We start from the raw sequence: 21,841 nt of genomic DNA, 5'->3' as shown, positions 1-21,841 counted from the left end.
CCGAAGGGCGCAGCCCCCGCCTGAACGAGAGGAACGAGGATCATGACAGACATCTGGACGCTGAGCGCGACCGAGCTTCTGGAGGGCTACCGCAGCAAGGCCCTGTCGCCGGTCGCGGTGATGCGCGCGCTGCTCGAGCGCGCGGAACGGATCAACCCGCGCATCAACGCGCTTTACGAGATCGACGCCGAGGGCGCGATGGCGGCGGCCGAAGCCTCGGCCGCGCGCTGGGCGGCAGGGCGGCCGATGGGGCCGCTCGACGGCGTGCCCTGCGTGGTCAAGGACAGCATCGAGGTCGCGGGAATGCGGATGCTGCGCGGGCTTGCGGCACATTCCGACGCCGCGGCGGGGGCCGAGGATTCGCCGCCCGCGGCGCGTCTGCGCGAGGCCGGCGCGATCCTCTTCGCCAAGTCGACGATGCCCGACATGGGCTTTCTGGGCGCGGGCGTCAGCTCGGCCCATGGCGTCACCCGCAACCCCTGGGACCTGTCGCTGAACACCGGCGGCTCGTCGGCGGGATCCGCGGCGGCGGTCGCGGCGGGGCTTTCGCCCCTGGCGATCGGCAGCGATGTCGGCGGCTCGGTGCGCCTGCCCGCCAGCCATTGCGGGCTCTTCGCGCTGAAGCCCACCGCCGGCGTGATCCCGCACCTGCCCTACAGCCGCGACCGTGTGGCCGGGCCGATCACCCGCACCGTCGCCGATGCGGTCCTGATGATGTCGGTGCTGGGCCGGCCCGATCCGCGCGCCTACGAACCGGGGGCCGAGATCGCGCCCGTCCTCGCGCCGCTGCCGATGGCGGGCAAGCGCATCGGGCTGATGCTGTCGGTGGGCGACGGCCCCGCGGTCGCGCCCGAGGTCGCCGCCCTGATCCGCGCCGCGGCCGACACCTTCGCCGCCCTCGGGGCCGAGATCGTCGAGATGGCACCGCCCGTGGGCTTCCCGTTCCTGCGCGCGCTCACCACCTATTTCTCGGTCAAGGCGGCATCGGAACGGGCCGGGCTGCCGGCGGAGAGTCGGGGGCAGATGCTGCCGGTTCTGACGCGCTGCTGCGATGCGGGCGACGCGCTGTCGGCGCGCGACTATGCCGCGGCGCAAGGCACGGTCGACAAGGCGCAGCGCAGCTTCGCCCGCGCCTGCGCGGCCTTCGACTTCGTGCTGTCCCCGACCATGCCGATGGCCAACTACGCCGCCGAGGCGGTGGGCGCGGATCCCGAGCATCCGCATGACCACGTCGGCTTCACCGCGCTGATCAACCAGTCCGGCCAGCCGGCGGCGACGGTGCTTTGCGGTTTCGCAGGCCCCTCGCCTGTCGGCCTGCAGCTGATCGCGGCCCCCGGCGCGGATGCCGGGCTGCTGGCGGCCTGTCTTGCCTACGAGTCCGCGCGCCCCGCGATGCCGGGCTTCCCCGATCTTGCCGCACAGCCCGAGGCTGCCCATGAGTGACCAAGGCCAGCTGCCGGTCCGCGACCGGCATGCGCAGGCGCTGGCGGCGCTTGGCGGCACCGCGAGCCCGGTGCCGGCGCTGGCGATGCCCGCGCATTCCGGGCTCGACGGGTTGATCTCGATCCTGCCGGGCACCGAGGACGCCCCCGGGCGGGTGGTCAAGACCTTCCACCGCGCGGCGCTCGCCCCCTATGCCTTTGCCGGCGCGGCCGAGGCGGCGGCGCTGGCGGGCGGCATCGGCATCGGGCCGGACCTGCTGTCGGCCGATCCCGCGACCGCGACGCTGGTCGGCGCGCATCCGGGCGGGGGCTGGCGGACCGCGATGGTCCCCGACTTCCTCGAGCCCGAGCGGCTTGCNCTGTCGGCCGATCCCGCGACCGCGACGCTGGTCGGCGCGCATCCGGGCGGGGGCTGGCGGACCGCGATGGTCCCCGACTTCCTCGAGCCCGAGCGGCTTGCGGCGCTGATGGCGCTGAAGCGGCGCTGGCACGGGGCGGGAAGCGTGGCCGCGGCGACGAGCCCGCGCGCGGTGTTCGACGCGCTCGCCGCGCGGCTCGCGGCCGAGGCCACGCTTCCCTTGCCGGCGACGGTGGCGATGACGCCGGCCGAGCTTGGCCAGTGGGTCGCGCGCATCGCCGGGGCGATCGAGGCCGCCGGCAGCGACCCGGTGCTGCTGCATGGCGAGAACATGGTGTCGAACGTGCTCTGCGGGCCGGACGGCGCGCTGCGGCTTCTGGATTTCGACCGTGCGGCGATGGGCGACGCCTATTGGGACCTCGGGGCGCTGTCGGTCGAGTTCTGCGTCGACGACACCGATCGCGCGGCGTTGCTTGAAGCCTACCTGGGTCATGCGCCGGCGGCCGACCAGATGGCGCGGCTGAAGCTTTACGCACTGCTCGACGATGCGATCTGGGCCGTCTGGGCGATCCTCGGCGAGGCCGATCCCGAGCGACGGGGCCCCGAGCTTTACAAGTATGCCTGCAACCGGCTGGTCCGGCTGCGTCTGCACCTGTCGATCTTCGACATGGCGAAACTGCTGCGGGAGGTGTGAGCCGATGATGGACATCGACAGCGCGATCGCGACCGTGCCGGCCTTCGCCGGACGCGAGCTGAAGGCCTTCCGGATCAACGGCGGGATCACCAACATCAACTGGCGCGTCGTCGACGAGGCCGCGGGCGAGACGTTCTTCGTCAAGCTGCACGGCGCGGGGACCGAGCAGTTCATCGACCGCCGCACGGCGCTGGTCGCGGCCGAGATCGCGGCCGAGCGCGGAGTGGGGCCGCAGGTGCTGCATTACGACGAGGGCACCGGGGTCGAGGTGCACGAATTCCTGACCGGCTTTCGCAGCTGCGGCATCGACGACGTGCAGGATGATCGCGTGCGCGAGGGGATCATGCGCGCCTACAAGGGCGTCCACGACAGCCTGAGGCTGGGCAAGGCCAACACCGGGCTCGATCAGCTAGACGATTTCGTGGCCAAGACATCCGACCTGTCCGGGCGCACGCCGCGCGATCTCGACCAGCTGCGGTGGAACGCCGGACGGGCGGGCGCGGCGATCCGGGCCTCGGGGATCGACCTCGTGGGGTGCTACAACGACAGCTACATCTCGAATTACATGCGCAACGCGGCGGGCGAGATCAGGATCATCGACTGGGAATATGCCGCCGACAACGATGCCTACTGGGACATCGGCATGTTCGGGGTCGAAAGCTTCTTCGACGACCGGCGCGGCGTGGCGGCGCTGCTCGAGATGTACGAGGGCCGGGCACACGAGGACAAGGTGGCGCGCGGCTATCTCTATGTCGGGCTCGCGATGTTGCGGTGGGGACTTTGGGCGGTCTATCAGAGCGCCCATTCGGACGTGCCGTTCGACTTCGCCAAGTACTCGCGTCTGCTGCTGCTGCGGGCCCGCCGCCAGATGCTGTCCGCGGACTGGGACTGGGCGCTTTCGCGCGTCTGATCCCGGCCTGCCGCTTTCAGGGAGACTTCCCCGTGATCCTCGCACTATCCGGCCTCGCGGCAGGCCTTGTCGCCACGGCGCTGTCCGACCTGTGGCAACGGCTGTTCATGGCGCTTCTTGGCGAGCCCGCGCCGCGCTGGGGATCGGTCGGGCGCTGGGTGCTGGGCTTTGCCGAGGGCCGCTTCGTCGACCTGTCGCTGAAGAGCCGCCCCGCGCGGCGCGGCGAAGAGGCCGCGGGCTGGGCCTTCCACTATGTCGTCGGGGCGGGCTACGGGCTGGCCTATGCGCTGGGGCTCGTGCTTCTTGGCCTGTCCGCCTCGCTTGGCGCGGCGATCGGCTTCGGGATCGTCTCGCTGGTCGGGCCCATGCTGCTGATGAAGCCCGCGACCGGGGCAGGGGTCTTCGGGATGAAGGCGCCCAAGGCCGGGTTCGGCGCGATGAAGACGCTTTCCGCGCATCTGTCCTTCGGCCTCGGACTCTGGCTGGCGGGGCTCGCGCTGCTTTGAGGCCGGCGGGCCGCGCCGGTCGCAGCGGCAGTGGCCGGGCCCGCGACCGGGACCGCGGCTGAGACCGGGACCGTGATGGCGGCTGAGACCGGGACATCCTGCGATTGTTTGGCTCAGCTCACCCAGCTTGCAGATCATTGAAATAGACTTCGCGGTCCCCGGACCGCAGGCTCGGATCGAGGCAGAGACCTGCCCGTCCGTGTCCGGCTCCCCCCGGCGCGCCCCTCCCGCCGCCGGAGACGCTCTCCCGGTCCCATGAACCCCGAACAGGACGGACCCTGCGCCGCAAGGCGCCGGATCTTCCGATCATGTCCGCGCCCGTAAACGAGCCACGGCGAACGCTGGCCGCACCCCGCCCGAAAACCCAACAGGAACACCCGGATGACCCTCAGAACCTGCCTGCTCACCCTGACCTGCGCCGCCGCGCTGGCGGTGCCGGCGGCCCTTGCCCCGGCCGCGCCCGCGCGCGCCGCCACCGACATGAAGGCCGTGCTGGAAGCCGAGATCGTCACCCTCGATCCGCATGCCACCGGCGCCTACATCACCCGCACCTTCGGCTTCATGGTCTTCGACATGCTGTTCGCCATGGACAGCAAGGGCGAGATCAAGCCGCAGATGGTCGACAGCTGGACGACCTCGGACGACGGGCTGACCTGGACCTTCACGCTGCGGGACGGGCTGAAGTTCCATGACGGGGCCCCGGTCTCCGGCGCCGATGTCGCGGCCTCGATCACCCGCTGGATGCCGCAGTCGATGATGGGCAAGCTGCTGAAGGAAGCAGGCGGCGTGGTCGAGGGCGGCGATGGCAACACCTTCACCATCACCGTCACCACGCCTTTCCCGCTGATGACCACCGTGCTCGGCCACACCAGCTCGCCCTCGCCCTTCATCATGCCCGCGCGCCTCGCCGCCACCCCGATCGGCCAGCCGCTGCCCGAGATCGTGGGCTCGGGTCCCTTCGTCTACGATCCCGCCAAGCACCAGCCCGGGGCCTCGATGACGCTGACCAGGTTCGCCGACTACGTGCCGCGCGACGAGCCTGCGGACTTCCTGGCCGGCGGCAAGGTGGTCAATGTCGACGAGCTGACGATCGATGTCATCCCCGACGCGCTGACCGCGACCTCGGCGCTCAACGCGGGCGACATCGACTACATGCAATACCTGCCCTTCGACATGCTGCCGATGGAGGAGGCCGACCCCAACGTCGAGGTGATGAACTTCCACGGCGGGAACATGTTCATGGGCTACTACCCCATCAACTTCAGGAACCCGCCCTTCGACAATCCGAAGATCCGCCAGGTCCTCTACAGTTTCGTCGACCAGACCTCGGTCCTCGCGGCGATGGGCCTGTCCGAGCAGTACACCGTACCCGACTGCCAGTCGTGGTTCATGTGCGGCATGCCCTACGAGACGACGGCCGGCTCGCTCTTCCCCGAGAAGGTCTCGATCGAGGCCGGCAAGGAGGCGCTCGCCGCATCGGGCTACAAGGGCGAGGAGATCGTCATCCTTCAGGCGACCGACCTCGAGGCGGCGCGCGTGTCTTCGGCGGTGCTGTACGAATGGATGCGCCAGGTCGGCTTCAACGTGAAGCTCGAGGCGATGGACTGGGCCTCGCTGCTGAGCACCCGCAAGGACGAGAAGGCCTGGCACATCTATGGCATCCACTCGCTGGGCGTCGACCTAGGCAACCCGATGACCAACTTCATGACCGCCCGCAACTGCATGCCGATGCCCGGCTGGTACTGCGATGACGCGATCGGCAAGGCGCTGGACGGCTTCCGCACCGCCGACGGGGCGGACGCGCAGAAGGCCGCCGCCGACGAGGTCTCGCGCGCGGTCTATGCCGCCAACACCGGCCTGATGTGGGGCCAGTTCGCCCAGCCCGCGGGCCTGAAGGCCGGCGTCACCGACATGATCCCCTCGGCGATCCCGGTGTTCTGGAACGTCAAGCTGCCCGAGTGATCGCCGCGCGGGCGCCGCAGCGCCCGCGCGCGTGAGACAAGGCCCCTTCCGGCGCGCCCGGGGGGGGGCGCACCACCCCCCTCCGCGCCGCGCGGACCCGCCTTCGGTCCACGGTCCGGGGCCGCTGCCGCCCAAAGGAATTTCCCATGATCCAGTCCATCATCGGCCGGCTGGTCTCGACGATCCCGGTGATGTTCGTCGTCTCGCTGATCATCTTCTCGCTGCTCTATCTCACGCCCGGCGACCCGGCGCGGATCATCGCGGGAACCACCGCGACCGAGGAGGACGTGGCACGCATCCGCGAGACGCTGGGGCTGAACGAGCCGTTCCTGCACCGCTATCTCGACTGGCTGGGGGGCGTGCTCCACGGCGATCTGGGCCGGTCGATCTTCATGGACCGCACCGTGATCGAGCTGATCGGCCAGCGGATGGAGCCGACGCTGTCGGTGATGGCGCTGACGGTGATCTTTGCCGTCCTCGTCGCCGTGCCCTGCGGCGTGATCGCCGCCTGGCGGGTCAACAGCCTGACCGATCGCGTGGTGATGCTGTTCTCGATCGCCGCCTTCTCGATCCCGGTGTTCATGATCGGCTACGTGCTGGACTATTTCGTCGCCTTCAAGATGCGCTGGCTGGCGATCCAGGGTTACGCCGGCATCTCCGACGGCATCGGGCCCTGGCTGTCCTACCTGGTGCTGCCGACGGTCTCGGTGGGGCTTGTCTACATCGCGCTGATCGCCCGGGTGACGCGGGCCTCGATGCTCGAGGTGCTGTCCGAGGACTACATCCGCACCGCGCGCGCCAAGGGTCTGCTGGGCCGGCGGATCCTGTTCCTGCACGGGCTGCGGAACGCCGCCAATCCGATCGTGACGGTGGTCTGCGTCGGCATCGCGCTGCTGCTGGGCGGCGCGGTGGTGATCGAGAGCGTGTTCAACATTCCCGGCATCGGGCGGCTGACGGTCGATGCGATCCTGCGCCGCGACTACCCGGTGATCCAGGGCGTGATGCTGCTGTTCTCGCTGATCTACATCGCGATCAACCTCCTCGCCGACGTGCTCTACCTCTTCTTCGACCCCCGGATCCGGTACTGACCATGACGAAGCCCGCCGCCCTTTCCCTGCCCGTGCCGCGTCTGTCCGCATCCTGGATCGGCGGCGGCATCGTGGTGCTGATCGCGCTTGCCGCCGTGTTCGCGCCGATCCTCGGCACCGTCGACCCGATGGCGATGAGCCCGCTGAACCGGATGAAGGCCCCCTCGGCCGACTTCTGGTTCGGCACCGACACCTACGGCCGAGACCTCTATTCCCGCGTGCTCTACGGTGGCCGCACCTCGCTCGCGGTCGGCTTCGCCGTCGCGATCCTGTCCACCGTCGCGGGCCTCGCGATCGGGCTCTTCGCCGGCTATTTCCGCCGGGTCGACGGTATCGTCATGCGCGTCATGGACGGGGTGATGGCGATCCCCGCGATCCTTCTGGCCATCGCCTTCTCGGCGCTGCTCGGCGGTTCGCTCGGCACCGTCATCGTTGCGATCTCGATCGCCGAGATCCCGCGGGTGGCCCGGCTGATCCGGGGGCTCGTCCTGTCGCTGCGCGGCCGGATGTATGTCGAGGCGGCGATCCTCGCCGGCGTCTCGCAGCCGCGCATCATCTGGCGCCACATCCTGCCCAACACGCTTGCGCCGCTGATCGTCCAGGCCACCTACATCTTCGCCTCGGCGATGCTGCTCGAGGCGATCCTGTCCTTCATCGGCGCGGGCATCCCGCCCACGACGCCCTCCTGGGGCAACATCATCTCGGAGGGCCGGGCGGTGTGGCAGATCAAGTTCCACATCATCCTCTACCCGGCCATCTTCCTGTCGCTCGCCGTCTTCGCCATCAACACCTTCGGCGACGGGCTGCGCGACGCACTCGACCAGCGGGGCATGAAGCACCAATGAGCAGCACCCTCACCAGCGCCAAGCTTCTGTGGGACGATCAGGCCGTCCCCGCCCCCGTCCTGTCGGTGTCGAGCCTGTCGACGTCGATCGCCGGCCGGGGCACCGAGAAAAGCCTGATCCGCAACGTGTCCTTCGACATCCAGCCGGGCCGGACACTCAGCATCGTGGGCGAGAGCGGCTCGGGCAAGAGCGTGACGGCGCTGTCGCTGCTGCGCCTGTTGCCGCCCAGCGCGCGCATCGCGGGCAAGGTGCGCCTTCAGGGACAGGACATCTCGGATCTGGGCGACCGGCAGATGGCCGACATCCGCGGCAACCGGATCGGGATGATCTTCCAGGAGCCGATGACCTCGCTGAACCCGGTGCTGCCGGTGGGCCTGCAGATCGAGGAGGCGCTCGCGCGCCACGCCGTCGCGAAGGGGGCCGAGGCGCGCCGGCGCGCGGTCGAGCTTCTGGACAAGGTGCGCATCCCCCATGCCGCGCGCCGCTGCGGCGAGTATCCGCACCAGCTGTCGGGCGGGATGCGCCAGCGGGTGATGATCGCGATGGCGCTGGCCTGCGGCCCGGACCTGCTGATCGCCGACGAGCCCACCACCGCGCTCGATGTCACGACCCAGTCCGGGATCATCGACCTGCTCAAGGCGATCCAGGCCGAGGACGGCACCGCGATCATGTTCATCACCCATGACATGGGCGTGGTGGCCGAGGTCGCCGACGACGTTCTGGTGATGCGGGATGGCGAAGTGGTGGAGCATGCTTCGAGCTTCGACATCTTCTCGCGGCCGAGCCATCCCTACACCCGCCAGCTGATGCGCGCGGTGCCGCGCATCGGCGACATGCGGGGCAGGGAGGGGCCCGAGCGCTTCGCCGCGGTCGGGGCCGAGGCGCCCTCGGCCGGGCCGCAGACCCGCCACCTGGTGACGCGTGACAGCGCGCACAAGGTGCTGAGCGTGCACGGACTGTCGGTCACCTTCCGGGTGCGCGATGACAGGCGGCGGCTCCGCAAGACCGACCTGCATGCGGTTCGCGACGTGAGCTTCGACCTCTTCGCGGGCGAGACGCTGTCGGTGGTGGGCGAGTCGGGCTGCGGGAAGTCGACGCTGGCGCGCGGCATCATGGGCCTGCAGCCGATCAACGCGGGCTCTGTCGCGATCGACGGGCGCACGCCCGCCGCGATGCGTGCCGACGGCCGGAAAGCGCTGCAGATGGTGTTCCAGGATCCCTTCGCCAGTCTCAACCCGCGCCTGACCATCCTGCGATCACTGACCGAGCCGATGACGGCGAACGGCATCGCGCCGGCCGAGGCAGCCGAAACCGCCGCCGGGCTGATGCAGGAGGTGGGGCTGTCGGCCGAAATGCTGTCGCGGCTGCCGCACGAGTTTTCGGGCGGGCAGCGGCAGCGGATCTGCATCGCGCGCGCGCTCGCGCTCAAGCCCAAGGTCGTGGTCGCGGACGAGGCGGTCTCGGCGCTGGATGTCTCGGTGCAGGCCCAGGTGCTGAACCTGCTGATGGAGCTGCAGGAACGGCGCAACCTGGCGCTGCTGTTCATCGCCCACGACATGGCGGTGGTCGAGCGGCTGAGCCACCGGGTGGCGGTGATGTGCTTCGGCCGGCTGGTCGAGATCGGGCCGCGGGCCGCGGTCTTCGACAGCCCCGCGCATCCCTACACCCGCCAGCTGCTGAGCGCGGTTCCGGTTCCCGATCCGGCACGCCGCTTCAGCACCGCCGGGCGCGCCGACAGTTTCGAACGCCCGGTGATCTCGGCCTCGGCGCGGATGAAAGACCTTGGCGGCGGCCATCTGGTGCTGGCCGACTGACCGCGCCCGGCCCCTGCGGCGCATCTTGGAAGACTTGGAGGCACTAGATATGTCAACGACTTACGACGTCATCGTGGTGGGCGGCGGCTCTGCCGGCGCGGCGCTTGCGGGGCGGCTTTCGGAAGATCCGACCTGCAAGGTCCTGTTGCTCGAGGCGGGGCGCGACTGGCGCTCGGACGAGGCACCCGAGGCCGCGCGTTCCGCCAACATCATGCCGTTCATGTTCGCGCCCGAACATCAGGCCGCCTGGCAATGGCCCGGCGTCTGGAGCCGGCGCACCGCGGTGCAGGAACCGCGCCACTATTGGCGGGGCAGGGGGCTCGGCGGCAGCTCGCTCGTGAACGCGCAGATCGCGATCTGGGGCGTGGGTGCGGCCTTCGACGCCTGGGAAGGTCTCGGCTGCGAAGGCTGGGGCGCGAGCGACGTGCTGCCGTTCTTCGCGAAGATGGAAAGCGATCCGGACATGGCCGACCGCAACCATCACGGGCAGGAGGGCCCGATCCCGATCTACCGCGCCCCGCAGGAGACCTGGGGCCCGGTCGACAAGGGGCTGCGCGACGCGGCGCTGGCGGGGGGCTATCCGTGGAACCCCGATCTGAACGCGCCCGAGGGCGAGGGCGTGTCGTGCTACCCGATCAACAGCCGCTCGCTGAAGCGGGTGACGACGAACGACGGCTATCTGGAACCGGCGCGCGGCCGCGAGAACCTGACGATCGTCGGCGGCGCGCTGGTCGACAAGGTGGTCATCCGCGACGGCCGCGCCGTGGGCGTGCGGGCGCGGGTCAACGATGGCTGGCAGGAGTTCACGGGGACCGAGATCGTGCTTTCGGCCGGGGCGGTGCATTCGCCCGCGATCCTGATGCGCTCGGGCCTTGGCCCCAGCATGGAGCTGCGCGCCCACGGCATCGAGGTGGTGCGCGAGATGCCCGACGTCGGGCGCCACTTCATGGACCACCCGATGCTGCGCGTCTCGCTGGCACTGAAGCCCGAGCACGCGACCTCGGACCCCGACCAGCGCCACACCAACTGCTGCGTGACCTATTCCTCGGGCCTGGGTGAGGGCGGCACGCGGGACATGATCCTGATCGGCTTCAACCATCGCAACATCCCTGCCGACGGCAGCCCCGACAACCGCGGCGCGATCGGCATCGGGCTTTATGACGCCTTCTCGCGCGGGTCGGTGTCGCTGCGGTCCGCCGACCCGGCCGCGGATCCGATCATCGAGGAGAACATGCTCGCCGATCCGCGCGACATGCTGCGGATGTGCGATGCGCTGAAGCGAGTGCAGAAGCTGGTCGCGGATGGCGCGATCCAGACGATCGCGGACGGCGTAACTCTGTCCGAGAGCGGCATCCCCCTCGATGCGGCGCTGGCGTTGCCGCAGGCCGATCTCGAGCGGCTGATCCTCGAGCAGGTGGGCGACATCCAGCATGCCGCCGGCACCTGCCGGATGAGCGCCTATCGCGATCCGGTGGGGGTGGTGAATCCGGACCTGCGGGTCAAGGGCGTGCCGGGGCTGCGGGTGGCCGATGCCTCGATCATGCCACTCGACTGCCGGGCGAACACGCACATGACCTGCGTGATGATCGGCGAATGGCTGGCGGACCGGATCAAGGCCGAGCGCGCCGCCTGAGCGCACGGCGCGCAAGACGGGAACGCGCCGCCCGGGGCCAGCGGGCGGCGCGTCCTCGTTTCGGCCGCTGGTCGCGGCGGTCAGGCCATCTCGACCACGCGGGCGTAGAGCGCCGCGCCGTAGGGAATGGCCTCGTCGTTGAACATGTAGGTCGGGTTGTGGACATTGGCCCCGGGGCCGTTGCCGACCAGCATGTAGGCGCCCGGCACCTTCTCCATCATGAACGAGAAATCCTCGGAGCCCATGGTCGGGGGCTGCTGGCCGTTGACCTTGTCGGCACCGATCAGGTCGGAGGCGGCGGCGATCACGGTGGCGGTCTGCTCGGGCGCGTTGATCGTCGGCGCGAAGATCAGCCGCCAGTCGACGGTGGCGGTGCAGCCGAGGCCCTCGGCCACGCTCTCGGCGATCTTGCGCATCCGCGCCTCGAGCTGTTCGCCGACCTCGCGCGAGTAGAAGCGCGCCGTGCCGCCAAGTGAGGCCTCGTTCGGGATCACGTTGTAGGCGTCGCCGCCGGCGATCTTGGTGACGCTGAGCACCGCCGGATGCGCGGGCAGCACGTTGCGCGCCACGATCGTCTGCAGCGCGGTCGCGATGTGGCAGGCGGCGATGACCGGGTCCTTGGCCTGCTGGGGCTGCGCGCCGTGGGTGCCGTAGCCCGAGACGGTGATGTCGAAGAATGCCCCGCCCGCCATGGCCGGGCCATCGCAGATCGCGTAGCTGCCCACCGGCAGGCCGGGGCGGTTGTGCATCCCGAAGACCTGATCGCAGGGGAAGCGGCCGAAGAGATCGTCCTCGAGCATCGCCAGCGCCCCGCCGCAGCCTTCCTCGCCGGGCTGGAAGATGAAGTTGACCGTGCCTTCGAAGTCGCGGGTCTGGGCCAGGTATTTCGCCGCGCCGAGCAGCATCGTGGTGTGGCCGTCGTGCCCGCAGGCATGCATCTTGCCGGGGATGGTGCTGCGGTAGGGCACGTCGTTGGCCTCTTCGATCGGCAGGGCGTCCATGTCGGCGCGCAGTCCGATCGCGCGGTTGCCCGGCCGGCCGCGCAGAACGCCGACGACGCCGGTCCGGCCCACGCCGCGGTGCACCTCGATCCCGTATTCCTCAAGCTTCTCGGCCACTTTCTGCGCGGTGCGCGTCTCTTCGAGGCCAAGCTCGGGATGGGCGTGGATGTCCTGCCGGAAGGCGGCGAGTTCATCCTGGTAGCTGCGGATCGTTTCGATGATCGACATGGGGTCTGCTCCGTTGGCCGCGCCCCGGGGGGCGGCCTGCTGTTGTCTCGACGGGTGGGGACATGCGGTCGCGCGCAGTCGCGCGGGGGCGCAAGGCCCCGGCCAGCCTCGCCGAGAGGCCGGGGCGCGTCCATTAGAATGATCCGAACGGACGTCCGCGGAACCGGGACAATCGGCGCGGCGACCCGAGTCGAGGCGGAAGGGTGCCCGAATTTTAGGCCTGATCGCCATGGCTTGCCCTCTGCGTCCGCAGAGTGTGCGGTGCCCTGGATGCAAGCGCCCGGTTCCGGCGGACCCGGCGTATCGGTCGGGGACCGTCCCGGCATAAGGTCGGTTCGGGATCGGAGGGGACAGGCAACCTGCGGGTCGCAGAGGCGGGCCGCACCTTCGGCGGTGGCATCACATGGACTACAAGCTTGGCAGCTCGAAGAATGTCTCGATCAAGCAGATCAGGGCCTTCCTTGCGGTGGCCTCGACACGGAATTTCTCCAAGGCGGCCGACGACCTGTGCGTTTCCGCCTCGGCGCTGTCGCTGACGATCCGCGACCTCGAACGCAGCATCGGACGCAAGCTTTTCGAGCGCACCACGCGCGCCGTGGCCTTCACCGAGGCGGGCTCCTATTTCTATCCGCTGGCCGAGCGGCTTATGACCGAATTCGTCACCGCCATTGACGAGGTCGCGACCTTCGACCGGGTCGAACGCGAGGTGATGCGCGTCGCCGCCTCCGAGCCGGTGATGAACCTGCTGGTGAGCCGCGCGCTGCGCGGCTGGGCCGAGGACGAGCCCGACATCGCGTTGGACCTGAGCGAATCCACGACGCAGGACGTCATCAAGGGCGTGATCGAGCATCGCTACGACATCGGGGTCACCACGCTCTGGACGAAGATCGATGGGGTGAACGCCTTCCCGCTGGTCGAAGACCAGCTGGGCGTGCTCATGCATCCGGGCAATCCGCTGGCCTGTTCGAACGAGCCGCTGTCCTGGGAAGCGATGCGCAACGAGCGGATCGTGTCGTTTCTTGACGGTGCCGGGCTGAAGGCGCGGGTCGAGCGTGACCCGAACTTCGGTTATCTGGTGGACCGTGCGACGCACCATGCCTCGTCCTCCTCGGGGCTGAAGGTGCTTGTCCGCAACGGCTTCGGCAGCGCCATCGTGGCCGCGATCAGCGCCGAAAGCACACGCGACGAAGGCTTCGTGTTCCGCGCCCTGATCGACCCGCCCGGTTGGCGGTCGCTCTACATCATCACCCCGCAGGACATCCCCCTGTCAGAGCCCGTCCGCCGGCTGATCCGCGACATGATCGCCACGCTCGACCGCTTCGCCGACAATCCGTACATCCGGCCCTGCGCGAACCCCTATCGGGCTGTCTAGAAAGTCCGGGCCCGGATGTGGAGTTGACCATTGCAGTTGCCCGCGCGTGGACTGCGGGCGCCTGGTAGTGCAAAAACCGATCCGCCTGCCGGTGTGCGGCCCGCGCCACCGACCCGGTCTCGACGGCGAGGAGGCAGACGTGCTCGCATGTCCGGGACCGCCATGACCGCTCGGTGATCGAGGGCATGACTGCCACACATTCGACGGACGGCACGGGGCGTCCAGCAGCAGCTGGGTACACCGGGGCTGGTAAACTGGCTGGCCTCGCGTCGGATGAAGGCTCTGACCGATGGCGCGACCCAGTTCCATGTTGAAGATCTCGAGCCTGCCGCGCCGCCGAGAGGGATCCTCCAGCGCCTCGATACAGAATTTCGGTGTCGCTGCGCCATTGTCCTCGGCGGTGCGAGTGGTGCGCCATCGGTTCGAGCGACCATGGCGAATGATCCAGATCTGTATCACTGCGGTCTCTCGATCCGGGGCGCCGGAGGCCCTGAGGTCGAGCAGGTGAACGCCACTGGTTCCAGAGAACCCGCGTCATCCGCGCCTCTACCTGACTTCGGAGGTGGCAGCCGACGTTGCTCCGCACCCGGAGAAGGTCTCCGGCGATCTGCGCGACCGCTATCCAATGCTTCAAGCGGGTTCGGCGGAAAACGTTGCCGCCTCCATCGTGGATCGGCCAAGGCTGCGCACGTCCGGTGGTTTCCCCGCACATATCTCATTTTGTGAAACCCAGCACGCGAGGCGCGGACTGTCGCTGATCCGGCATGAAGGATGAATGCGCCCATTGCAGAACTTCACGACTTAACGTTATGTCGTGAAGCAAGAGGAGAATCGCATGCTCGGACAAAGCTTCGCCACCCGCATCAATTCGTTCGCGTCGGCCAGCCACACCTACTGGCCGGATCTGGTGGGCAAACCGTCGCTGGCCCAGATGATCGCCCGCGCGGCGACGGTTGAGGGCCTGACCGAGCTGGACCTCAACTATCCCGACCATGCTTCGGGTGACGCGGCCGAGATCGGGCGGATCGTTTGGGATAACGGCCTTGCCCTGAACGGGTTGGCGATGCGCTATTATTCGAACCCTGCCTTCAAGCGCGGCGCCTTCACCAATCCCGATGCCGCCGTTCGCCGCGAGGCGATCGAGCTGACCAAGCGCGGCATCGATGCGGCGCGCGAGATGGGGGCGCCGATGATGACCCTCTGGCTGGGGCAGGACGGCTGGGACTACTCGTTCCAATGCGATTATCAGAAGCTTTGGGCTGACGAGATCGAGGGCATTGCCGAAGTGGCGGCGCACGATCCCGACTGCCTGATCTCGATCGAGTACAAGCCCAACGAGCCGCGGTCCTTCAGCCTGCTTCCCGACGCGGCGACGACGCTGATGGCGATCGACGAGGTCGGCCTGCCGAATCTGGGCGTGACCATCGACTTCGCGCACTCGCTCTATGCCAACGAACAGCCGGCGCTGGCCGCGTCGCACATCCTGCGCCGGTCGAAGCTGCTCGGCCTGCATCTCAACGACGGCTATGCGAAGCGAGATGATGGCCTGATGGTCGGGGCGGTGCACCCGCTGGAGACGATGGAACTGCTGCGCGCGGCAAAGGCCGGGAATTTCGGCGGCGCCATCTACTTCGACACTTTCCCCGACGCCTCCGGCCTGGACCCGGTCGCCGAATGCGCCGCCAACATCCGCGCCGTCAAGCGAATGCTCGATGCGATCGATCGCCTTGATGGCGACAACCGGCTGTCCGAGGCGCAGGCCGCCCAGGATCCGGTGATCGCGGTGGAGATCGCGCAGCTTGCGATGCCGGGGCGCGGCCTTTCGGCCTGACCCCGACCCCTATACGTGTTGAACCTGGGAGGAGACCACATGCAACACATCCTGAAAGCGGCGCTGGCCGCCAGCGCGCTGGCCCTGAGCGTCGGCCTCGCGCAGGCGCAGGACCTTGCCCCGCTGAATTCGGACAGCGAGCCGGACCGCGCGGACTGGTCCGAGCTGGAGGCCAAGTTCGGCGCCTTCCCGGAGCCCGCGGCCGGCACCAAGGTCGGCGGTGTCTCCAAGACGCTGACGAACGAATACTGGCGTTCGCTCGGGCAGGGCTACGAGACCTTCGGCAAGGCCCATGGCGTCACGGTCGTCTACCAGGCCGCCCAGAGCGAAGGCGATCAACTCGGTCAGCTCTCGATCGCCGAAAACCTGATCAGCCAGGGCTTCGACGCACTTCTCTTCTCGCCTCAGACTGACGCCAACCTGATGCCGGCGCTGGAAAGCGCGACGGATGCGGGGATCCCCGTCGTCAACGTCAACGACGCGGTCATTCCCACGGTCGCGCATTACGTCGGCAACGTGCAGAAGGAAAACGGCGTGCGGGTCGCGCAGTGGTTCATCGAGAACCACCCCGAGGGCGGCAAGGTCGCGGTGGTCGAGGGGCAGGCGGGCGTCTTCGCCGCCACGCAGCGCACCGCGGGCTTCACCGAGACGATCGCGGCGAACGACAAGTTCCAGATCGTGGCCTCCGTCCCCGCCGACTGGAGCCGCGAGCTGGCCTTCAACGCGGCCTCGACGATCCTGCAGCAGCATCCCGACCTGATCGGCTTCTATGCCAACAACGACGGCATGGCGCTTGGCGTGGTCGAGGCGGTGAAAGCCGCGGACAAGGCCGAGCAGGTCGCGGTCTTCGGCACCGACGGCACTTCGGATGCCTACAATGCCGTTCGCGACGGCGACCTGACCGGGACCGTCGACAGCTTCGCCGTGCTGACGGGGGAAATCGCGATGGAAGTGGGCCTTCGTCTTGCTGCGGGGCAGGATCTGCCGCGCGTGGTCGCCACGCCCCAGGCCCTTATCACCAAGGACAACGTGGAAACCTACGCCACGACCGACATGCAGGAGCTTCGCAAGGTCCTGACCTCGCAGTGACGCCTGCCGCCCGCCACCGCACGTGTCGCGGTGGCGGGCTCCCTTGCCCCGGACGGAAATCGCCCAATGACTCCGCGCCTGTCTCTATCCAACATCGAGAAATCCTTCGGCCCGCTCAAGGTGCTGCACGGCGTCTCGCTCACCGTCGAACCCGGAGAGGTTCATGGACTTCTGGGCGAGAACGGCGCGGGCAAGTCGACGATGCTGAACATCCTGTGTGGTGTGCTGCGCGCGACGGCCGGCCAGATCGCCGTCGACGGCACCGAAGTCACCATCGCCACGCCGCGCGACGCCGCCGCCGCCGGCATCGCGATGATCCATCAGGAGCTTCAGCAGGTTCCCGAACTCACCGTCGCCCAGAACATCTTCCTCGGGGCCTCGCTGCGCCGTGCGGGCGGCGCCTTCGTTGACCGGCGCGCGCAGGAAGCCGAAGCGCGGCGCCTGCTGGCCGAGCTTGACCCCGGCATCGACGTGACGGCAAAGGTCAAGACCCTGCGCGTGGCGCAACGCCAGATCGTCGAGATCGCCAAGGCGCTGAGAGCCAACGCCCGGCTCATCGCCATGGACGAACCGACCTCGAGCCTCACGCCCTCCGAGTTCGACCGCCTTTGTGAAGTCATCGAGCGGCTCACCGCGCAAGGCGTCTCGATCATCTACGTGTCGCACAAGATGGATGAGGTGTTCCGCCTCTGCCGTTCGGCCACGATCCTGCGCGACGGTCGCTTCGTCTCCCGCGTCGCGCTGCCCGAGACACCTGTCCAGAAGGTCATCGAGTCGATGGTCGGGCGCGAATTGGCCCATGCCGAGCATCGCAGCTTCGCGACGGCCGAGCCGATGATGAAGGTCAGCGGACTGGGTCGCGGCACCGCTGTGCGTGATGTCAGCTTCACCCTGCACAAGGGCGAGGTGCTGGGCATCGCCGGCCTCGTGGGGTCCGGTCGGACCGAACTGCTGCGCCTTCTCGCCGCGGTCGATGCGGCGGATGGCGGCACGGTCGAGATCGAGGGGCGGGTGATCGCGGGCAGCTCTCCGCGTGCCCGCATCGCTGCGGGTCTCGGGCTGGTGCCCGAAGAGCGCAAGCGCGACGGCATCATCCGCCACCGACCCGTCACGAGCAATGTCGGCCTTGCGTCGATGCCCCGATTCAGCCGCTTCGGCATGATCCGCCGGGCTGCGCTGCGTCGACGCTCGGAAGAGCTGATGCGCGAGGTGAACCTGCGCCCCTTCGACGTGACGCGGCCCATCGGCAGCTTCTCGGGCGGAAACCAGCAGAAGGCGATCATCGGACGCTGGCTCGCCGCCGACAGCAGGATCCTGCTCTTCGACGAGCCGACCCGCGGCATCGACGTCGGTGCCAAGGCCGAGATCTACGACCTGATCGAGAAGCTCGCGGCCGAGGGCCGCGGCGTGATCGTGGTCTCATCCGAGCTGACCGAGGTGATCCGCCTGTCGGACCGGGTTCTGGTCATGCGCGAGGGCGCCCTATCAGCAGAACTCGGCCAGGGCGAGATCAGCGAGGCGTCCATCGCCCGCGCCGCCATCCCGGCCAACTGACACTTCCCGGAGGAACCCATGACGACTGTCACAACCGCCCCCCTCCCGCTGCTGAGCCGCATCCGCTTTCGGGATGCCGGAACCGTCGTCGGCCTGCTGCTGATCTGCGCGATCTTCGCCGTGCTGACCCCGAGCTTCCTCACGCTTCCGAACCTGATGAACATCCTGCAGCAGAGCGCGATCAACGCCTGCATCGCGCTCGGGATGACGCTGGTCATCATCGCGGGCGGCATCGACCTGTCGGTGGGCCCGGTGGCGGCACTCTCCGCGGTGCTTGGCGCGGCGATGCTGGCGGCTGGCGTCCCGGTGCCGCTCGCGCTCCTGGGGGCCATCGCCGTCGGGGTCGCCAGCGGGGCGATCAACGGCGCGCTGATCACCTGGGGTGGCCTGCAGCCCTTCATCGTGACGCTGGGCGGGCTGTCGCTCTACCGTGCGCTTGCCCTCATCTACACGGGCGGCCAGCCGATCTTCGGCCTGCCCAAGGAATTCCGGGCATTCACCAACGGCAACCTCGCGGGCATCCCGAACTCGGTGCTGATCGTCGCCGCGCTGGCCTTTGCGGCCTGGGTCATCCTCAACAAGACGCCGTTGGGCGAGTATTTCATGGCCGTCGGCGGCAATCCCGAGGCGGCGCGCGTGGCCGGCGTGCCGGTAACCCTGACCAAGTTCGCCGCCTACATGATCTCGGGCGCGATGGCCTCGGTTGCCTCCATGATCCTGATCGGCCGCCTTGGTGCGGCAGAGCCGACGCTTGGCACCCTGTGGGAGCTTGACGCGATCGCTGCGGCCGCCATCGGTGGAGCGTCGCTGATGGGCGGGCGCGGGTCGATCTTCGGCACGATCGTCGGCTGCGTCATCCTGGGCGCGCTGCGCAACGGACTGACGCTGATGAACGTGCAGGCCTTCTACCAGCTCCTCGCGACCGGTATCATCATCATCGTGGCGATGCTGATCGACCGAGCGACCAGCGGCAAGCAGGGATAAAAATATGGGTGACGCAAGAGCGGTCGGGGCACAGATCCGTGTCAGGCTCCCCAGCCTGACACCGCTCGAAGGCAAGGTCGCCGCCGCCATCCTAGCGCGTCGCGACATCACCGATGCGACGCCGCTGAAGGAGATCGCCGAAAGCGTCGGCGTGTCGGAACCCATGGTGGTCAAGGTTGCCAAGAAGCTGGGCTTCGCGGGTTTCCGCGAATTCCGCCAGGGGCTGATCGACTACTACCAGTCTGAAAGCGCGCTCCTGCATACCGAGATCTCGCCCGAGGACACGGCGGGAACCGTTGTGCAGAAGGTATTCCGGACGGCCATGCAGGCGCTCGAGGAAACCTTCGCGATCCTGGATCTCGAAGCGTTCGAACGCGCCGCCGCCTATCTGCACCGGGCGAAACAGCGCGACTTCTACGGGGTCGGTGGCTCGGCCCAGATCGCGCGGGACGTGTCGCACAAGTTCCTGCGCATCGGCATCCGGGCGACCGTCTTCGATGACAGCCACATGATGATGATGTCCGCCTCGCTTTTGGGCAATGACGACTGCGCCATCGCCTTCTCGCACTCCGGGGAGACCGCCGCGGTCATCGAGGCGGTCGAGTTGGCCCGCAAGAACGGGGCACGGACCATCGCCGTCACCAACTACTCTCAAAGCACGCTCGCCAAGTCGGTGGACGTGGTGCTTTGTTCGACCGCCGAGAACTCGCCGCTTTTGGGCGAGAACGCGACCGCGCGTATCGCGCAGCTCAACCTCCTCGACGCGCTGTTCGTCGCTGTGGCCCAACGCGACAGGGCGACGGCGGACGCCAATCTCGCCCGCACGATGCGCGCCGTGCAATTCAAACGCAAACAGTGAGATCGCCTCCAGTGTCGAACGAAACTTCCGCCGTCGTGGTCGTCGGCAGCCTTCACTATGACATCATGGTCGAGGCCGATCACTTGCCCCGGCGCGATGAGACTGGTGTCGGTCGCCGCTGGTATCCGAAGTTCGGCGGCAAGGGTGGAAACCAAGCTGTGGCGGTCGCCAAGGCGGGAACCCCCGTGACGATGGCGGGTGCGCTTGGTGAGGACGACTTCGGGCGCTTCATGCGGTCGGTCCTGCATGCGGCGGGGGTTGATCTGACCCACATCCAAACCGTGCCCGGTGGGTCAGGCATGAGTGTCGCGATCGCCGATGCCAATGGCGACTACGCCGCGACCATCGTGTCGGGCGCGAACCTCCTGATCGACGAAAAGCGGCTCGGCGACCTGCCCTGGGCGACGGCCAAGGTGCTTGTCCTGCAAAGTGAGGTGACCGAGGCGTTGAACCTTGCCGCCGCGCGTCTCGCGCGGTTGCACGGCGCGACGGTGATCCTGAACGCCGCCCCGGCCCGCGCGCTCTCGCCGGAGTTGGCGGCACTGATCGACGTGCTGGTCGTGAATGCGGTCGAGGCCGAAATGTTCGGCACGGCTCCGGTGACGGATCTGGCCAGTGCGCGGGCGGCCGGAGGCGCTCTCGCGGCACGCTTTCCCGCGGTCGTGGTGACGGCTGGTGGCGCGGGTCTGGCCTGGTCCGATGGGACGTCGAATGGTGTCGTCCCCGCGATGAAGGTGCGTGTCGTCAGCACACACGGCGCGGGGGATTGCTTCACGGGAACGCTTGCTGCGGCGATCGCAGCGGGTCGAACCCTCGGCGAGGCTTGCGAGTCCGCCTCGGAGGCAGCCGCACTCCATGTTTCCCAAACACCGTCCGCATGAGCTTTGCGCACGGTGGCATTCCAGCGGAGCCCGACGAGCCCGGCGCCGAACTGCAGTGCTGTGGCAGGTCAGCAGCGGCGCGGCCATGCGACAGCGAGCGCGTGGATGCTGACGTCGGTTCCGGCGGCGGCGAGGCTCACCTCGGCGTCGCGGGCGATCCGCGTCATGATGCCGATGAAGACGAACTCGGCCATTCCGACGGGCTGAAGCGCGCACCGTGCCGGCTTGCGTGATCCTCAAGCTTCCACGGCGGTCCGCGATGCATATCAAACGTAAGCGAAGTATTGAGTAACCCCTCCCGGCCGACGGGGGTCTGTTGCAGCATGTCGAGGTTCACGAAGGAGCCCGACATGGCCAACATTAGCGCCACCCTCAGCGAGTCCTGCTCGCCGCCTAACCAGGGCACCGCGTCCCATCAGGCGCTGCCGTTTGGTGGCACCCAATGATCAACAGCCTCGGCAACGTGAAGATCTACGTCTGGACCCAGCCCATCGACTTCCGGAAAGGCATGAACGGTCTGGTCTCGATGATCGTCTCCCAGCTTGGGCTGAAGCCGTTCAGCGGTGCACTGTTCATCTTCCGCTCGCGCCGTGCTGACCGTCTGAAGCTGATCTTTTGGGATGGGTCCGGCTTGGTGATGGTCGTGAAGCGCCTCGATGATCGGGCGTTCAGCTGGCCCACCGCCACGAATGACGCGCTAGGCTCAGGACCCATTGATCTGCCTGGCTCGTCGTGATTCACGGCTCCGCAAGGAGGCGGATATGACGAGCAACCTGTTCTGGCTGACAGA

At 68.3% G+C, this 21,841-nt stretch carries 19 protein-coding genes; 17 read left to right on the top strand and 2 right to left on the bottom strand.

The features are described 5' to 3' along the window. Window positions 1-42: 42 nt before the first annotated feature. The 9 genes from V8J39_RS22600 (at window position 43) to V8J39_RS22560 (ending at window position 11,252) form a co-directional block, all read left to right on the top strand. A complete protein-coding gene (locus V8J39_RS22600; RefSeq protein ID WP_336463244.1) occupies window positions 43-1,443 on the top strand; it encodes an amidase in 1,401 nt (466 codons plus the stop codon). After that, on the top strand, window positions 1,343-2,494 hold the full coding sequence (locus tag V8J39_RS22595; protein ID WP_442902627.1) for a phosphotransferase family protein: 1,152 nt from the start codon (window positions 1,343-1,345) through the stop codon (window positions 2,492-2,494). The genes V8J39_RS22600 and V8J39_RS22595 overlap by 101 nt, the downstream gene beginning before the upstream one ends. A gap of 4 nt (window positions 2,495-2,498) precedes the next feature. Further along, window positions 2,499-3,404, top strand: coding sequence for a choline/ethanolamine kinase family protein (locus tag V8J39_RS22590; protein ID WP_336463242.1), 906 nt, complete (start codon window positions 2,499-2,501; stop codon window positions 3,402-3,404). A gap of 32 nt (window positions 3,405-3,436) precedes the next feature. Next, window positions 3,437-3,910, top strand: a complete 474-nt coding sequence (locus V8J39_RS22585; RefSeq protein WP_336463241.1) for a DUF2938 family protein — start codon at window positions 3,437-3,439, stop codon at window positions 3,908-3,910. 381 nt (window positions 3,911-4,291) lie between these two features. Beyond that, the gene (locus tag V8J39_RS22580) at window positions 4,292-5,872 is read left to right on the top strand and encodes an ABC transporter substrate-binding protein (RefSeq protein WP_336463240.1); all 1,581 of its coding nucleotides are present in this window, start codon (window positions 4,292-4,294) and stop codon (window positions 5,870-5,872) included. Between the two features lie 146 nt (window positions 5,873-6,018). Then, window positions 6,019-6,960: an ABC transporter permease gene (locus V8J39_RS22575; protein ID WP_336463239.1), complete on the top strand. Its 942-nt coding sequence runs from the start codon at window positions 6,019-6,021 to the stop codon at window positions 6,958-6,960. Window positions 6,961-6,962: 2 nt separating this feature from the next. After that, window positions 6,963-7,805, top strand: coding sequence for an ABC transporter permease (locus V8J39_RS22570; RefSeq protein ID WP_336463238.1), 843 nt, complete (start codon window positions 6,963-6,965; stop codon window positions 7,803-7,805). Then, window positions 7,802-9,619, top strand: a complete 1,818-nt coding sequence (locus tag V8J39_RS22565) for an ABC transporter ATP-binding protein (RefSeq protein WP_336463237.1) — start codon at window positions 7,802-7,804, stop codon at window positions 9,617-9,619. The genes V8J39_RS22570 and V8J39_RS22565 overlap by 4 nt, the downstream gene beginning before the upstream one ends. 49 nt (window positions 9,620-9,668) lie before the next feature. Continuing rightward, window positions 9,669-11,252, top strand: coding sequence for a GMC family oxidoreductase (locus V8J39_RS22560; RefSeq protein ID WP_336463236.1), 1,584 nt, complete (start codon window positions 9,669-9,671; stop codon window positions 11,250-11,252). 80 nt (window positions 11,253-11,332) lie between these two features. On the opposite strand, the gene V8J39_RS22555 is transcribed toward V8J39_RS22560, so the two are convergent. Then, complete coding sequence (locus V8J39_RS22555; RefSeq protein WP_336463235.1) at window positions 11,333-12,481, bottom strand: M20 aminoacylase family protein; 1,149 nt, start codon at window positions 12,479-12,481, stop codon at window positions 11,333-11,335. Between the two features lie 403 nt (window positions 12,482-12,884). On the opposite strand from V8J39_RS22555, the gene V8J39_RS22550 reads away from it, so the two are divergent. From V8J39_RS22550 to V8J39_RS22520, 7 genes are all read left to right on the top strand, one after another. After that, window positions 12,885-13,853, top strand: coding sequence for a LysR family transcriptional regulator (locus V8J39_RS22550; protein WP_336463234.1), 969 nt, complete (start codon window positions 12,885-12,887; stop codon window positions 13,851-13,853). An 835-nt stretch (window positions 13,854-14,688) separates the two neighbouring features. Then, window positions 14,689-15,684, top strand: coding sequence for a sugar phosphate isomerase/epimerase family protein (locus V8J39_RS22545; RefSeq protein WP_336463233.1), 996 nt, complete (start codon window positions 14,689-14,691; stop codon window positions 15,682-15,684). A gap of 39 nt (window positions 15,685-15,723) precedes the next feature. After that, complete coding sequence (locus V8J39_RS22540; protein ID WP_336463232.1) at window positions 15,724-16,773, top strand: sugar ABC transporter substrate-binding protein; 1,050 nt, start codon at window positions 15,724-15,726, stop codon at window positions 16,771-16,773. A gap of 66 nt (window positions 16,774-16,839) precedes the next feature. Continuing rightward, window positions 16,840-18,327, top strand: coding sequence for a sugar ABC transporter ATP-binding protein (locus V8J39_RS22535; RefSeq protein WP_336463231.1), 1,488 nt, complete (start codon window positions 16,840-16,842; stop codon window positions 18,325-18,327). 18 nt (window positions 18,328-18,345) lie between these two features. Continuing rightward, on the top strand, window positions 18,346-19,311 hold the full coding sequence (locus V8J39_RS22530) for an ABC transporter permease (protein WP_336463230.1): 966 nt from the start codon (window positions 18,346-18,348) through the stop codon (window positions 19,309-19,311). Between the two features lie 4 nt (window positions 19,312-19,315). Further along, window positions 19,316-20,170: a MurR/RpiR family transcriptional regulator gene (locus V8J39_RS22525; protein ID WP_336463229.1), complete on the top strand. Its 855-nt coding sequence runs from the start codon at window positions 19,316-19,318 to the stop codon at window positions 20,168-20,170. A gap of 11 nt (window positions 20,171-20,181) precedes the next feature. Continuing rightward, entirely contained in the window at window positions 20,182-21,051 is an 870-nt protein-coding gene (locus V8J39_RS22520; protein ID WP_336463228.1) for a PfkB family carbohydrate kinase, read from the top strand. A 68-nt stretch (window positions 21,052-21,119) separates the two neighbouring features. On the opposite strand, the gene V8J39_RS22515 is transcribed toward V8J39_RS22520, so the two are convergent. Then, on the bottom strand, window positions 21,120-21,245 hold the full coding sequence (locus V8J39_RS22515; RefSeq protein ID WP_336463227.1) for a hypothetical protein: 126 nt from the start codon (window positions 21,243-21,245) through the stop codon (window positions 21,120-21,122). A gap of 248 nt (window positions 21,246-21,493) precedes the next feature. Here V8J39_RS22515 and tnpB point away from each other — a divergent pair, with 248 nt between their 5' ends. After that, window positions 21,494-21,787, top strand: a complete 294-nt coding sequence (gene tnpB / locus V8J39_RS22510) for an IS66 family insertion sequence element accessory protein TnpB (protein ID WP_336463226.1) — start codon at window positions 21,494-21,496, stop codon at window positions 21,785-21,787. The last annotated feature ends 54 nt before the right edge of the window (window positions 21,788-21,841 follow it).

The organism is Frigidibacter sp. MR17.24 (genome assembly GCF_037095655.1).
GTDB lineage: Bacteria > Pseudomonadota > Alphaproteobacteria > Rhodobacterales > Rhodobacteraceae > Frigidibacter.
The sequence above is the reverse complement of the archived record's forward strand: the minus strand, read 5'-3'. Positions and strand labels throughout refer to the sequence as shown.